This window comes from Pseudoponticoccus marisrubri, assembly GCF_001482405.1.
GTDB classification, from domain to species: Bacteria; Pseudomonadota; Alphaproteobacteria; order Rhodobacterales; family Rhodobacteraceae; genus Pseudoponticoccus; species Pseudoponticoccus marisrubri.
In genome coordinates this window covers 275,098-287,848 of record NZ_LPXO01000004.1, presented here as the reverse complement: position 1 = coordinate 287,848, position 12,751 = coordinate 275,098, and the positions used below count along the sequence as shown (strand labels likewise).

At 67.5% G+C, this 12,751-nt stretch carries 14 protein-coding genes; 9 read left to right on the top strand and 5 right to left on the bottom strand.

Annotation, left to right across the window (positions count from 1 at the left end):
• Positions 1-24: 24 nt before the first annotated feature.
• The 5 genes from trpB to AVJ23_RS09395 all read right to left on the bottom strand — a co-directional run bounded on the left by trpB (position 25) and on the right by AVJ23_RS09395 (position 4,095).
• Entirely contained in the window at positions 25-1,269 is a 1,245-nt protein-coding gene (trpB, locus tag AVJ23_RS09415; RefSeq protein ID WP_058861920.1) for a tryptophan synthase subunit beta, read from the bottom strand.
• A gap of 195 nt (positions 1,270-1,464) precedes the next feature.
• Positions 1,465-1,695: a hypothetical protein gene (locus AVJ23_RS09410; protein ID WP_058861919.1), complete on the bottom strand. Its 231-nt coding sequence runs from the start codon at positions 1,693-1,695 to the stop codon at positions 1,465-1,467.
• A gap of 43 nt (positions 1,696-1,738) precedes the next feature.
• Positions 1,739-3,070, bottom strand: coding sequence for an MATE family efflux transporter (locus AVJ23_RS09405; RefSeq protein WP_058861918.1), 1,332 nt, complete (start codon positions 3,068-3,070; stop codon positions 1,739-1,741).
• A gap of 93 nt (positions 3,071-3,163) precedes the next feature.
• Complete coding sequence (locus AVJ23_RS09400; RefSeq protein ID WP_058861917.1) at positions 3,164-3,673, bottom strand: PaaI family thioesterase; 510 nt, start codon at positions 3,671-3,673, stop codon at positions 3,164-3,166.
• Positions 3,670-4,095, bottom strand: coding sequence for a PaaI family thioesterase (locus AVJ23_RS09395; RefSeq protein ID WP_058861916.1), 426 nt, complete (start codon positions 4,093-4,095; stop codon positions 3,670-3,672). The genes AVJ23_RS09400 and AVJ23_RS09395 overlap by 4 nt, the downstream gene beginning before the upstream one ends.
• A 153-nt stretch (positions 4,096-4,248) precedes the next feature.
• On the opposite strand from AVJ23_RS09395, the gene AVJ23_RS09390 reads away from it, so the two are divergent.
• The 9 genes from AVJ23_RS09390 to AVJ23_RS09350 all read left to right on the top strand — a co-directional run bounded on the left by AVJ23_RS09390 (position 4,249) and on the right by AVJ23_RS09350 (position 12,745).
• Positions 4,249-4,650 (top strand): MerR family transcriptional regulator, encoded by a 402-nt coding sequence (locus AVJ23_RS09390; protein WP_058861915.1) that lies wholly within the window; start codon positions 4,249-4,251, stop codon positions 4,648-4,650.
• A 148-nt stretch (positions 4,651-4,798) separates the two neighbouring features.
• Complete coding sequence (locus AVJ23_RS09385; RefSeq protein WP_058861914.1) at positions 4,799-5,773, top strand: calcium/sodium antiporter; 975 nt, start codon at positions 4,799-4,801, stop codon at positions 5,771-5,773.
• Between the two features lie 234 nt (positions 5,774-6,007).
• On the top strand, positions 6,008-6,409 hold the full coding sequence (locus tag AVJ23_RS09380; RefSeq protein ID WP_058861913.1) for a MerR family transcriptional regulator: 402 nt from the start codon (positions 6,008-6,010) through the stop codon (positions 6,407-6,409).
• Positions 6,410-6,440: 31 nt separating this feature from the next.
• A complete protein-coding gene (locus AVJ23_RS09375) occupies positions 6,441-8,222 on the top strand; it encodes an acyl-CoA dehydrogenase C-terminal domain-containing protein (protein WP_058861912.1) in 1,782 nt (593 codons plus the stop codon).
• Positions 8,223-8,264: 42 nt separating this feature from the next.
• Entirely contained in the window at positions 8,265-8,477 is a 213-nt protein-coding gene (locus AVJ23_RS09370) for a hypothetical protein (RefSeq protein ID WP_058861911.1), read from the top strand.
• A gap of 13 nt (positions 8,478-8,490) precedes the next feature.
• Positions 8,491-9,624 carry an acyl-CoA dehydrogenase family protein gene (locus AVJ23_RS09365; RefSeq protein WP_058861910.1) on the top strand — a complete coding sequence of 378 codons (1,134 nt, stop codon included), beginning with the start codon at positions 8,491-8,493 and terminating at the stop codon, positions 9,622-9,624.
• Between the two features lie 319 nt (positions 9,625-9,943).
• Positions 9,944-10,579 (top strand): glutathione S-transferase family protein, encoded by a 636-nt coding sequence (locus tag AVJ23_RS09360; protein WP_058861909.1) that lies wholly within the window; start codon positions 9,944-9,946, stop codon positions 10,577-10,579.
• Between the two features lie 19 nt (positions 10,580-10,598).
• Entirely contained in the window at positions 10,599-11,810 is a 1,212-nt protein-coding gene (locus AVJ23_RS09355) for an acetyl-CoA C-acetyltransferase (protein WP_058861908.1), read from the top strand.
• Between the two features lie 11 nt (positions 11,811-11,821).
• Positions 11,822-12,745, top strand: coding sequence for a hypothetical protein (locus tag AVJ23_RS09350; protein ID WP_058861907.1), 924 nt, complete (start codon positions 11,822-11,824; stop codon positions 12,743-12,745).
• Positions 12,746-12,751: the final 6 nt, after the last annotated feature.

Below are 12,751 nucleotides of genomic sequence, written 5' to 3'. Positions count from 1 at the left end.
TCTCCGTGACCGGCGGGCCGGCGGTCAGTCCATCTCGCGCCCCTCGGTGCCGGTCATGTCGGCGCCCAGGTGCTTGGCAACGGTATAGATGTCCTTGTCGCCCCGCCCGCACATGTTCATGCAGATGATGTGATCGGCGGGCAGCTGCGGCGCGATCTTCATGACATGGGCCAGCGCGTGGCTGGGCTCCAGCGCGGGGATGATGCCCTCGGTCTCGCAGCAGAGCTGGAACGCCTCGAGCGCCTCGGCATCGGTGATCGAGACATATTGCGCGCGGCCGGTATCGTGCAGCCAGCTGTGCTCGGGCCCGATGCCGGGATAGTCGAGCCCGGCCGAGATCGAGAACCCCTCGAGGATCTGCCCGTCGTCGTCCTGCAGCAGGTAGGTCCGGTTGCCATGCAGCACGCCGGGCCGGCCGCCGGTCAGGCTGGCGCAATGCTCCATCTTGTCATTGACGCCCTTGCCGCCGGCCTCGACCCCGATGATGCTGACCTCCTTGTCGTCGAGGAATGGGTAGAACAGCCCCATCGCGTTCGACCCGCCGCCGATCGCGGCGATGATCGTGTCGGGCAGACGACCCTCGGCCTCCTCCATCTGCTCGCGGGTCTCCTTGCCGATGATCGACTGGAAATCGCGGACCATGGCCGGGTACGGGTGCGGGCCGGCGACGGTGCCGATGCAGTAGAACGTGTCGCGCACATTGGTCACCCAGTCGCGCAGCGCATCGTTCATCGCGTCCTTGAGCGTGCCGCGTCCCGATGTGACCGGCACGACCTCGGCGCCCAGCAGTTTCATTCGGAAGACGTTGGGCTGCTGGCGCTCCACGTCGTGGGCGCCCATGTAGACCACGCATTTCAGGCCGAACTTGGCGCAGACCGTTGCGGTGGCCACGCCGTGCTGGCCGGCCCCCGTCTCGGCGATGATGCGGGTCTTGCCCATGCGGCGCGCAAGGATGATCTGGCCCAGCACGTTATTGATCTTGTGCGCGCCGGTATGGTTCAGCTCGTCGCGCTTCATGTAGATCTTTGCACCGCCCAGCCGCTCGGACAGGCGCTCGGCGTGGTAGAGCGGGCTCGGCCGGCCGACATAGTGCTTCCAGAGATAGTCCATCTCGTCCCAGAAGGACTGGTCGGTCTTGGCGCGCTCGTATTGCTCCTGCAGTTCCAGGATGAGCGGCATCAGCGTCTCGGACACGAAACGCCCGCCATAGATGCCGAACCGGCCCTGTTCGTCGGGACCGGTCATGAAGCTGTTCACCAGATCGTCCATCGCGCGTGTCTCCCCAAGTCTGAGGGACTGGATACGGCATTTGCGGCGGCAATGGCCAGAGCGAATCCGGGGGCTGCGGCACTGCGCCGGGGCCGGGCGGAAGGCGCTTCGAAGCGCCTTCGACACGCGGTTTCCAAACCGCGTCACCAAGCCGTTTGCAAACGGCTTGACGGAAGGGCCTTTGAAGGCCCTTCCTCACCGGACCCGCCGGATCGGCAGATCATTGCAGAAGATCACGAAGTGGCGACCGTTCTCCACCGCCTGGAAGCCCTTGCGGTCGAGCATGTCGAGAAAGGCCCCGCGCCCCGCCAGACGCTCCACGTCGCGGATCTGCCGCTTGATGACGCCGCCCTTGTGCGCCTCGCCGCAGGAGGTGATCTGCTCCAGCCATTTCTCGGGTGTGAGGTAATCGGGTATCTGTGCCATGGGCGCATCACAGCCGATTCCCGGTTAATACCGCCCTAAGACCTCAGGCCACGCTGCGCTCCAGCGCCGGGTAGCGCAGCCCCAGCGTGACGCCGCGCGCCACGAAGGAGATCAACAGCGCCGCCCAGAGCCCGTGATTGCCGAAGGGCGTGACCAGCAGCAGCACGGCGGCCGCGTAGATCAGCGCCGAGACCAGCATCATGTTGCGCATGTCGCCGGTACGCGTGGCGCCGATGAAGATGCCGTCCAGCATCCAGGCACCCAAGCCCAGCACCGGCGCCGCGACGATCCAGGGCAGGAAGTCCCGCGCCGCCGCCTGCACCTGCGGATCCTTGGCCATCAGGTCGATGATCCCCGGGCCCAGCGCCCAGAAGCCCAGCGCCAGGCCGAGGTTCAGCATCAGCCCCCAGGCCGAGGACAAGAGCGCCGCGCGGCGAAAGCCGGAGAGCGCCCGCGCGCCATAGGCCTGCCCGACCAGCGCCTCGGCGGAAAAGGCGAAGCCGTCCAGCGCATAGGCGGTGATATGCAGGAACTGCACCAGCACCTGGTTCGCGGCCAGCGTGACATCGCCGAAATCCGAGCCGAGGAACATGAAGGACAGGAACACCGCCTCGAGCAGCAGCGAGCGGATCAGGATGTCGGTATTGACCCGCGCCATGCCCACCAGCCGGGCACGGTCGAAGACCCGCGGCCAGTCGCGCCAGGACGGGTGGCGGAAGGCGCTGCGGCAGAGCCACAGCCCCAGCCCCAGCCCCGACCACTCCGCGATGAAGGTGGCGATGGCCACACCGCCCACGCCCCAGCCCAGCCCGATCACGAAGACCACGTCCAGCGCGATGTTGATGCAGTTCATCCAGACCTGGATCGCCAGCACCGCGGCGGTGCGCTCGGCCGCGATCAACCAGCCGAGGATGCCGAAGATCGCGATCGCCGCCGGGGCGGACCAGATGCGGATCGCCATGTAGTGCTGCGCCAGCCCCTCGACCTCGTCCGAGGCGGGCGAGACGGTGAAGGCCGCCCAGAAGAGCGGTTTCTGCAGGAGGATCAGCGCCAGCCCGGCCGAGAGGCCGATCATCAGCACCCGCGACAGCAGCGCCGCGACCTCGGCCCGGTCGCCCTGCCCGCGCGCCTGCGCCGCCAGCCCGGTCGTGCCCATGCGCAGGAAGCCGAACACCCAGTAGACCGCGGTCAGCACGATGGCCCCGATGCCCACGGCCCCGATCGGGGCCGCCTGCCCCATCTGGCCCACCACGCCGGTATCCACCGCGCCCAGCAGCGGCACGGTGGCATTCGAGATGACGACGGGCAGCGCGATGCGCAGAACCCGGCGATGGGTGACGGCGCGCGGCGTCTCCGGCGCTTCGCTGGTGCTCATGGTCGTCCTTTCCGCGGCCCGTCGGGCCGGCTCCCCGCGCGGGGCGCGGTCGGCCGGACAGGACACCGGATCGGCCGGGGCGTCAAGCCGGGCTCAGCCCTCCTTGCGGGGCATCAGGAAATGCGCCGTGGCCTGCGCTATGGGGCGGTCGCGATTGTCCTGCCAGGCCTCGGCCTGCACGCTGGCATAGCGCCGGCCCAGCCGCGTCACCCGCGCCCGGCCATAGGCGTCGCGCGGCAGGCCCGAGCGCAGGTAGTCCACCGTGAAGTCGATGGTCTTGGGCAGGCGCGGCAGGTTGCCCGCGGCCAGCGCATCGGGGTCCAGCGCGCCCGACTCGATATCCGGCCAGAGCCAGGTCCAGTTCAGCGTCATCATCGCGGTGATCTCGAGAAAGGCCGCCGTCACGCCACCATGGATCGCCGGCAGGGCCGGGTTGCCGATCAGCTTGTCGTCATAGGCGAGGATCGCGGTCAGCTCGTCACCGCGCCGGTCGAAGCGGATGCCCAGGTACTGGATATAGGGCACGCCCGAGACGAGCGAGCCCAGCGCCGCGTCGCGCCGCTGCTTGACCACTTGCACCGGATCGGGGGCTGCGCGGCTCATGAACGCTGCTCCACGGTGAAGGTGCCGGTTGCCGTGGCCACCGGGCGCTCGACGTCGTCATCCATCGCCGTGGCGCGCACGAAGGCGACGGAGCGGGTGATGTGATAGCACTCGGCCCGGGCCACGATGGTCTGTCCCGGCGTGGCCGGGCGCATGTAGTCGATGCGCAGGTCGATCGTGGCGGTGGCCGCGGGCGATCTCGGATGGCTCATCACCGCCGCCCCGCTGCAGGTGTCCATCAGCGCCGAGACCGCGCCGCCATGGATCACGCCGGTGTCGGGATCGCCGATGAAGCGCGCGTCATAGGGCATCTCGATCTGCGCCATGCCCTCGCCGATCTGCGTGATCGACATGTTGAGCGCCGCGCAATGCGGGATCTTCTCGATGAATTCGCGCGCGATGCGGGCTTTCTCGGCTGTCATGCTGTCTTCCTGCGGCGCCTCGGACCGGTCCAGTTATGGGCACCGGCCCGATCCGCTGCAACCCGCCAATTCGCCGGGGGGTTGGTGGACAGCGCGCGGCTGGTTACATACCTTGGTATACAGCGCCGGGGCACACGTAACAGGGGTGGGACGATGGCCGAGACCCGTCTGAGCTTCAAGGAGATGTGCGCAAGGTTCGACGTCACGCCGCGGACCCTGCGCTATTACGAGTATATCGAGCTGCTCGCCCCCGAGCGCGAGGGGCGCGCGCGATTCTACGGCCCGCGCGAGATCGCCCGCACGACGCTGATCCTGCGCGGCCGCAAGTTCGGCTTCCAGCTGGAAGAGATCCGGCAATGGCTGCTGATCTACGAGAAGCACGGCACCGACGCCCAGATGCAGGCCTGGATCAAGATGGCCGACCGCCAGCTGCTGGAACTGGCCGAGCAGCAGTGCCAGTTGCAGGACGCCATGGACGAGCTCAAGGCGCTTCGGGACGAGACCGCGGCGACGCTTGAGGCGAAGGGGCTGAGCCCGGAGACCAACGACGCTTAAGGGTCTCGGCGCTTGGGTCGCATGGCTCGCCCCATGGTTGCGACAAGATTTGCAGGCGGCGCCCTTGTGCGCGGGTCAGCCGCGTCCCATCTGAGCGCGGGCGCAGCGGGCCGGTCCGGTCGTGCAGGTGCGCAGAACGGGAGACGACATGGTCTGGTTGGAACTTCTTGGCGGCCTCGTCCTGCTGCTGGCCGGCGGCGAGGCGCTGGTCCGCGGCAGCGTCGGCGTGGCCACGCGGCTGGGCGTGTCACCGCTGGTGATCGGGCTGACACTGGTCGGCTTCGGCACCTCGATGCCCGAACTGGTGGCCAGCGTGCAGGCCGCCTCCGCCGGCGCGCCGGGGCTGGCCGTGGGCAATATCGTGGGCTCCAACATCGCCAACATCCTGCTGATCCTCGGCACCTCTGCGGTGATCTACCCGATGGCCACCAGCCGGAACGCCTTTCGCCGCGATGGCAGCGTGCTGATCGCGGTCAGCCTGCTGCTGGTCGCCGTCGCGCTGATCGGCACGCTGGGCCGGCTGGCCGGGGGCATTTTCATCGCCCTGCTGGGGGCTTACACGGTCTCGACCTATCTGGCCGAGCGGGCCGGTGCGGCCTCGGCCGAGCGGCGCAGCGCCGAGGCGGATGACGCCGCCCCGGCCCATATGGGCGTGCTGACCGGGCTGGCCCTGACCGCCGGCGGTATCGCCGGCGTGGTCTTCGGCGCGGGGTTCCTCGTCGACTCGGCGATCGTGCTGGCGCGCGGCTTCGGCCTGTCCGAGGCGGTGATCGGCCTGACGCTGGTCGCGGTGGGCACCTCGCTGCCCGAGCTCGTGACCTCGGTCATGGCCGCGCTGCGCCGCCATTCCGACGTGGCCTTCGGCAACGTGGTGGGCAGCAACATCTTCAACATCCTCGGCATCGGCGGCGTCACGGCGCTGGTCTCGCCGATCGAGGTGCCGCGCCAGATCATCGTTCTGGACGTCTGGGCCATGCTGCTGGCCGCCGCGCTGCTGGTGGTTTTCGCGGTGACCGGCTGGCGTCTGTCCCGGCGCGAGGGCGCCATCTTTCTCGCGCTCTATATCGGCTACCTGGCGTTGCAGTTGTCGCCCGCGCTGCGCAGCGGATTCGGCCTCGCCTGATCCCGCACACTCTCGCCAAAGTTGCACCACTGGCCGGGGGGCCGCAGACCGCGCGCTACCCGGCCAAAGCGCTTGTAACAAAGTTGCCGATTGCCCGGGTTGACCTTGCCTTATCTTACGTCAACAAAGAAGTGACGCGGCGTCTGAGTTACGTCAACCGAAATTCCCATTGTATGCAGGGAACAGAACCCGCAAGTCGACCGTCTAGTCTACGGTGACCGAGGGGAAACACGAATGAGCGACGACCAACTGATGACCATCCGGGAAATGTGCGACATGTTCGAGGTGACGCCGCGCACGCTGCGGTTCTACGAACAGAAAGAGCTGCTTTTCCCGATCCGCGAAGGACAGAGACGGCTGTTCACCCGGCGCGACCGCGCGCGGCTCAAGCTGATCCTGCGCGGCAAGCGCTTCGGCTTCAGCCTGGAAGAGATCCGCCAGCTGCTGGACCTGTACGACCAGGGCGACCAGCAGCGCACGCAGATCCAGAAGACCTACGAGATCGCCGGGCAGCGACTCGCCGAGATGGAACGCCAGCGCGACGAGCTGACCGCCGCGATCGACGAGTTGAAGGAACAGATGACATGGGGCGAGCGCGTGCTGGCCTCGATGAACCAGAAGAACGCGGCCGAGTAACCCGACCGCCGACCACCCCAGGGAGACCCGCATGCCCATCTACACGGCGCCCGTGAAGGACCAGATCTTCGTGCTCGACGACGTGCTGAAGCTGTCCGCCGATGACGTTCCCGGCTATGACGAGCTGGATCGCGACACGCTTCAGGCGATCCTCGACGAGGCCGCGAAGCTGGCCGAGAACGTGCTGGCGCCGCTGAACCCGGTGGGCGATGCCGAGGGCTGCACGCTGGAGAACGGCGTGGTGCGCACGCCGACCGGCTTCAAGGACGCGTTCGACCAGCTGCGCGAGGGTGGCTGGACCGCACTGGACTGCGATCCCGACTACGGCGGTCAGGGCCTGCCCTACGTCGTGGCCACCGCGGTGGGCGAGATGTTCTCGGCCGCCAACATGGCCTTCAACATGTATCCCGGCCTGACCCATGGCGCCTATAACGCGATTCATGCGCATGGCTCGGACGACCAGAAGCAGACCTACCTGCCGAAGATGGTGACCTGCGAATGGGGCGGCACCATGAACCTGACCGAGCCGCATTGCGGCACGGATCTGGGCCTGATCCGCACCAAGGCCGAGCCGCAGGACGACGGCAGCTATGCCATCACCGGCCAGAAGATCTGGATCTCGGCCGGCGAGCACGACATGTGCGACAACATCATCCACCTCGTGCTGGCCAAGCTGCCGGACGCGCCCGAGGGCGTGAAGGGGATCTCGCTCTTCATCGTGCCCAAGTTCCTCGTCAACGAGGATGGCAGCCTCGGCGCGCGCAACGCGGTCAGCTGCGGCGGGCTGGAGAGCAAGATGGGCATCCACGGCAACGCCACCTGCGTGATGAACTATGACGGCGCCACCGGCTTTCTCGTCGGCGAGAAGCACAAGGGCATGCGCGCCATGTTCACCATGATGAACGAGGCGCGGCTGGGCGTGGGCCTGCAGGGCTTCGCGCAAGGGGCGGTGGCCTACCAGAACGCGCTGGGCTTCGCGCAGGACCGGCTTCAGGGCCGCGACGTGACCGGCACGAAGAACCCCGACGGTCCCGCCGACCCGATCATCGTGCACCCCGATGTGCGCCGCAACCTGATGGACCAGAAGGCCTTTGTCGAAGGCGCCCGCGCCTTCACCTACTGGGGTGCCGCGCTGATCGACCGCGCCCATCGCAACCAGGATGCCAAGGCCGAGGGGCTGATCTCGCTCATGACGCCGGTCATCAAGGGCTTCCTGACCGACAAGGGGTTCGAGACCACGGTGCTGGCGCAGCAGACGCTGGGTGGCTCGGGCTTCACCCGTGAATGGGGGCTGGAGCAGTTCGTGCGCGATGCCCGCATCACCATGATCTACGAGGGCACCAACGGGGTGCAGTCGCTCGACCTGGTGGGGCGCAAGCTGGGCGCCGATGGCGGCAAGCATGTCATGCGCTTCTTCGACATGGTCAAGGGCTTCATCGCCGAGCACAAGGGCCGGGACGAGGCGTTCGACGCGCAGTTCCTCGAGCCGCTGAAACAGGCCTCCAAGGACCTGCAGGCGGCGGGCATGTATTTCATGCAGAACGGCATGAAGAACCCCAACAACGCGCTCTCCGGCTCCTATGATTTCATGCATCTCTTCGGCCATGTCTGCCTTGGCCTGATGTGGTCGCGCATGGCGCTGGCCGCGCAGGCCCGGCTGGATGCGGGCGATGGTGACACCGCCTTCTACGAGACCAAGATCGCCACCGGGCGCTACTACATGGCGCGCCAGCTGCCGATGACGGGCACCCATCTGAAGCGCATCGAATCCGGGGCCGAGCCCGTGATGGCGCTTGAGGCGGCGCAGTTCTGAAGCGAAGCTGGGCGCACCGGACCAAAAGGACAGGAGCCCGCCATGCCCAAACGCTTTCGCCTGACGCGGCGCTTCCCGGTCGCCATGACCGAGGACGGCTACCGCAACCTGCGGCGCTTCGCGCAGGAGGCCGGGCTCGACGAGGGCGAGGCGCTGTCCTTCCTGTTCGAGCATTTCGACAGCGTCACCGACAGCGACGCGCTGGCGCATAGGCTGCGCCTGTTCAATGCCGAGCTGGACGACCGCAAGCGGTAGGGAGGCCGCACGCATGGGCTGGATGAGTGACGAACACGCGATGCTGGGCGAAACCGTCGCCCGGTTCATCGAGACCGAGTGGGCGCCGCAATTCGACCGCTGGCGCAAACAGGGCATGATGGATCGCGAAACCTGGGCGCAGGCCGGCGCGCTTGGCCTGCTCTGCCCCTCGATCCCCGAGGAATATGGCGGCGCGGGCGGCGATTTCGGCCATGAGGCGGTGATCCTGATGGAAGCGGCGCGCGCCAACCTCGCCTCCTGGGGGCACGGCATCCATTCCGGCATCGTGGCCCATTACGTGCTGGCCTATGGGACGGAGGACCAGAAACGCCGCTGGCTGCCCCGCATGGTCTCGGGCGAGCTGGTGGGCGCGCTGGCCATGACCGAACCCTCCACCGGCTCGGACCTGCAGGCGATCCGCACCCGCGCGATCCGCGAGGGCAATGCCTACCGGCTGTCGGGCCAGAAGACCTTCATCACCAATGGCCAGCACGCCAACCTGATCGTGGTGGCCGCCAAGACCGATCCCGCCGCGGGCGCACGCGGCGTGAGCCTCGTCGTGGTCGAGACTGACGGTGCCGAGGGCTTCCAGCGCGGCCGCAACCTCGAGAAGATCGGCTGCCACGCCGCCGACACCTCCGAGCTCTTCTTCGACGATGTCGAGATCCCGCCCGAAAACATCCTCGGCCAGCAGGAGGGACAGGGCTTTTACCAGATGATGGCGCAGTTGCCGCAGGAGCGGCTGATCATCGGCTGCGGCGCGGTGGGTGCCATGGAAGGCGCGGTCGAGCGCACCATCGCCTATTGCAAGACACGCGAGGCCTTTGGCGGCCCGCTCACCCAGTTCCAGAACACCCGCTTCCAGCTGGCCGAATGCCGGACCAAGACCACCGTGGCCCGCGCCTTCCTCGACAGCTGCATCGAGGCGCATCTGCAGGGCGCGCTCAGCGTCGAGAGGGCCGCCATGGCGAAATACTGGCTGACCGACACGCAGGGAGAGGTGCTGGACGCGTGCCTCCAGCTGCATGGTGGCTATGGCTACATGCAGGAATATGCCGTCGCCGAGATGTGGACCGATGCCCGCGTCCAGCGCATCTATGGCGGCACCAACGAGATCATGAAGGAACTGATCGCGCGCAGCCTCTGACGGCAGCGCGACTGGCACGGGACGGATATGAGTATTTGCCAAAGAGAAGAAGCAGGAAGGTCGCACATCGGACCCATGATCCGGGCAGCAGTCGACCTTCCTGCCCTGCCTGCGCCTCTGCCGGGCGAGGGCTTCTCCTCTTGCGGTCATCGGCTCTCCAGCCTGTACCGCGCCCCCATCTTGCGCGCATTAACGTTAACGCGCGGTTACCCGGGATGAGACGCCCCCGCTGTTTCTTCTCTTTGGAAATACTCCGGGGGTGCGGGGGCTGGCCCCCGCTTCCGGCCTCGACACGACACGCAGCGAAAGGTGCGACGCGATGACCATCAAACTGTACTGCTTCGGTGAATCGGGACATTCCTACAAGGCGGCGCTGGCGCTGGAACTGGCCGGGCTGGACTGGAAACCGGTCAAGGTGGATTTCTTCAACGGAGCGACCCGCGCGCCGGAGTACCGCGCCGAGGTCAACGCCATGGGCGAATGCCCGGTGCTGGTGGATGGCGCGATGACGCTGACCCAGTCCGGCGTGATCCAGCAATATCTCAGCGATACCTACGGCCATTTCGGCGGCACGGAGGCGCAGCGCTACGAGATCCTGCGCTGGGTGATCTGGGACAACCAGAAACTCTCGGGCATGGCCGGTCCCTGCCGCTTCCTGATGAACTTCCTGCCCGAGAAGAAGCGCCCGGCCGAGGTGATCGCCTTCATGCAGGGCCGGCTCAAGGGCACCTATGCGATCCTCGATGCCCATCTCGAGGGGCGTGACTGGATCGTCGGCGATGCGCCGACCAATGCCGACCTGACCTGCTGCGGCTACCTGTTCTACGACGAGCCCTTCGGCTTTGACCGCGCGGCCTTTCCGCAGATCGACCGCTGGCTGTCCAACATCCAGGCGCTGGACGGCTGGAAACACCCATACGACCTGATGCCCGGCAACCCCTCGGACCGGGCCTGAGACACGCAAAGGAGGCCTCATGACCGACGCCTATATCTACGACGCCGTCCGCACGCCGCGCGGCAAAGGCCGCAAGGACGGCGCGCTGCACGAGGTGACCTCGCTGAGGCTCTCGGCGCAGGTGCTGAACGCCATCAAGGACCGCAGCGGGCTGGAGGGCCACGCGGTCGAGGACGTGATCTGGGGCAATGTCACCCAGGTGGGTGAGCAGGGCGGCTGCCTTGCGCGCTCGGCCGTGCTGGCCAGCGATCTCGACGAATCCATTCCCGGGCTTGCCATCAACCGGTTCTGCGCCAGCGGGCTGGAGGCGGTGAACCTTGCCGCCAACCAGGTGCGCGGCGGCGCCGGCGCGGGCTATATCGCCGGCGGGGTCGAGATGATGGGCCGCGTGGCCATGGGCTCGGACGGGGCGGCGATCGCCGTCGATCCCAGCCTGGCCATGGAGAGCTATTTCGTCCCCCAGGGCATCAGCGCCGACATCATCGCGACCGAGTACGGGTTTTCGCGCGACGATGCCGATGCCTTCGCGGTGGAGAGCCAGAAGCGCGCCGCCGCCGCGTGGGAGGACAACCGCTTCGCGCAGTCGATGCTGACGGTGCGCGACGTGAACGGGCTGCCGATCCTCGATCATGACGAGTACATGCGCCCGGGCACGGACATGCAGGCGCTGGGGGCGCTCAAGCCCTCCTTCAAGGAGATGGGCGAGGCCATGCCCGGCTTCGACAAGATCGCGCTGATGAAATACCCGCATCTCGAGCGTGTGAACCACATCCACCATGCCGGCAATTCCTCGGGGATCGTGGACGGCGCGGGCGCGCTGCTGATCGGCAACAAGGCCTTTGGCGAGGCGCACGGGCTGACCCCGCGGGCGCGCATCCGGGCCACGGCCAAGATCGGCACGGATCCGACCATCATGCTGACCGGGCCGGTGCCCGCGACGCAGAAGATCCTGGCCGAGAGCGGCATGGAGATCGGCGATATCGACCTGTTCGAGGTCAACGAGGCCTTTTCCAGCGTCGTGCTGCGCTTCATGCAGGCCTTCGAGGTGGATCATGACCGGGTCAACGTGAATGGCGGGGCGATCGCCATGGGCCATCCGCTGGGCGCGACCGGGGCGATCATCCTCGGCACCCTGCTGGACGAGCTGGAACGCTCGGGCAAGGGCACGGGGCTGGCCACGCTCTGCATCGCCTCCGGCATGGGCGCGGCGACCATCATCGAGCGGGTCTGACGGGGCGCGGCATGGGGCCGGTGGAGCGACAGGCGGAGGAGGCCGCGCGGATCGCGCAGGACATGCTGGACCGCACCGGTGCGGCACTGATCGCGCGCGATTTCGACAGCTTCGCCGCCTTTTTCCGCCTGCCCAAGACGCTGGCCACCGAGGACGGCATCCGGCTGTTGCGGAACACGGCGGACCTGCGCGCGGCCTTCGACAATGCCTGCGACCACTATGCCGAGAGCGGTGTCACGCGGCTGGATCGACAGGTGGAGGCGGCGCTGTTCGACGGGCCCGAGATCATCCGTTTTGCGCATGTCACCCTGCTGCACGGGGCCGAGGGCCCGATCCGCGCGCCCTATACCAGCTGCTCGGTGATCGCCCGGCTGGACGAGGGCTGGCGCGTGGTGGACAGCCAATATGCGCTGCGCGAGGCCAGCGCCCACAGCGCCGCCGTGCTCAAGGCAGGCGTGACAGGAGAGCCTGGCGAGCCGGACGAGGGGGCGGACCGGATGGACGCGGTCCAGACCGTGTTCCAGAGCGCGCTCGACCGGATGACCGAGGCGCTGCTGGCGCAGGACTACGCAGCGTTCCGCGCCGGTATCGCCCTACCCTTCTTCATGCAGGGCTCGGAATCGACCTCGGTCCTCGTCGAGGAGGACGAGCTGGAACGCGAATTCGCGCGCTCGATGACCGAGTTCGAGGTGCTGGGCGTCACTGACCTGGTGCGGCAGGTCAAGGGGGCCGACATGGTGGGCACGCGGCGGATCTATGGCCGCTACCGCACCCATATCCTGAGCGGGACGCGCCTCGTCCTGCCCGGCTATGTCAGCACCATGTCGCTGGAACAGGGCGCGGACCTGGAATGGCGGGCCACGACGCTGATGCATCCGCTGGGGCGGCTGACGCTGGCCCGGATCATGCGCGAGAAACTGGGCGACGGGGCCTGACGGCCC

Excerpts from the sequence above, each read along its gene's own strand:
- trpB (WP_058861920.1), bottom strand. The coding sequence starts at position 1,269 with ATGGACGATCTGGTGAACAGCTTCATGACCGGTCCCGACGAACAGGGC.
- AVJ23_RS09410 (WP_058861919.1), bottom strand. The coding sequence starts at position 1,695 with ATGGCACAGATACCCGATTACCTCACACCCGAGAAATGGCTGGAGCAG.
- AVJ23_RS09405 (WP_058861918.1), bottom strand. The coding sequence starts at position 3,070 with ATGAGCACCAGCGAAGCGCCGGAGACGCCGCGCGCCGTCACCCATCGC.
- AVJ23_RS09400 (WP_058861917.1), bottom strand. The coding sequence starts at position 3,673 with ATGAGCCGCGCAGCCCCCGATCCGGTGCAAGTGGTCAAGCAGCGGCGC.
- AVJ23_RS09395 (WP_058861916.1), bottom strand. The coding sequence starts at position 4,095 with ATGACAGCCGAGAAAGCCCGCATCGCGCGCGAATTCATCGAGAAGATC.
- AVJ23_RS09390 (WP_058861915.1), top strand. The coding sequence starts at position 4,249 with ATGGCCGAGACCCGTCTGAGCTTCAAGGAGATGTGCGCAAGGTTCGAC.
- AVJ23_RS09385 (WP_058861914.1), top strand. The coding sequence starts at position 4,799 with ATGGTCTGGTTGGAACTTCTTGGCGGCCTCGTCCTGCTGCTGGCCGGC.
- AVJ23_RS09380 (WP_058861913.1), top strand. The coding sequence starts at position 6,008 with ATGAGCGACGACCAACTGATGACCATCCGGGAAATGTGCGACATGTTC.
- AVJ23_RS09375 (WP_058861912.1), top strand. The coding sequence starts at position 6,441 with ATGCCCATCTACACGGCGCCCGTGAAGGACCAGATCTTCGTGCTCGAC.
- AVJ23_RS09370 (WP_058861911.1), top strand. The coding sequence starts at position 8,265 with ATGCCCAAACGCTTTCGCCTGACGCGGCGCTTCCCGGTCGCCATGACC.
- AVJ23_RS09365 (WP_058861910.1), top strand. The coding sequence starts at position 8,491 with ATGGGCTGGATGAGTGACGAACACGCGATGCTGGGCGAAACCGTCGCC.
- AVJ23_RS09360 (WP_058861909.1), top strand. The coding sequence starts at position 9,944 with ATGACCATCAAACTGTACTGCTTCGGTGAATCGGGACATTCCTACAAG.
- AVJ23_RS09355 (WP_058861908.1), top strand. The coding sequence starts at position 10,599 with ATGACCGACGCCTATATCTACGACGCCGTCCGCACGCCGCGCGGCAAA.
- AVJ23_RS09350 (WP_058861907.1), top strand. The coding sequence starts at position 11,822 with ATGGGGCCGGTGGAGCGACAGGCGGAGGAGGCCGCGCGGATCGCGCAG.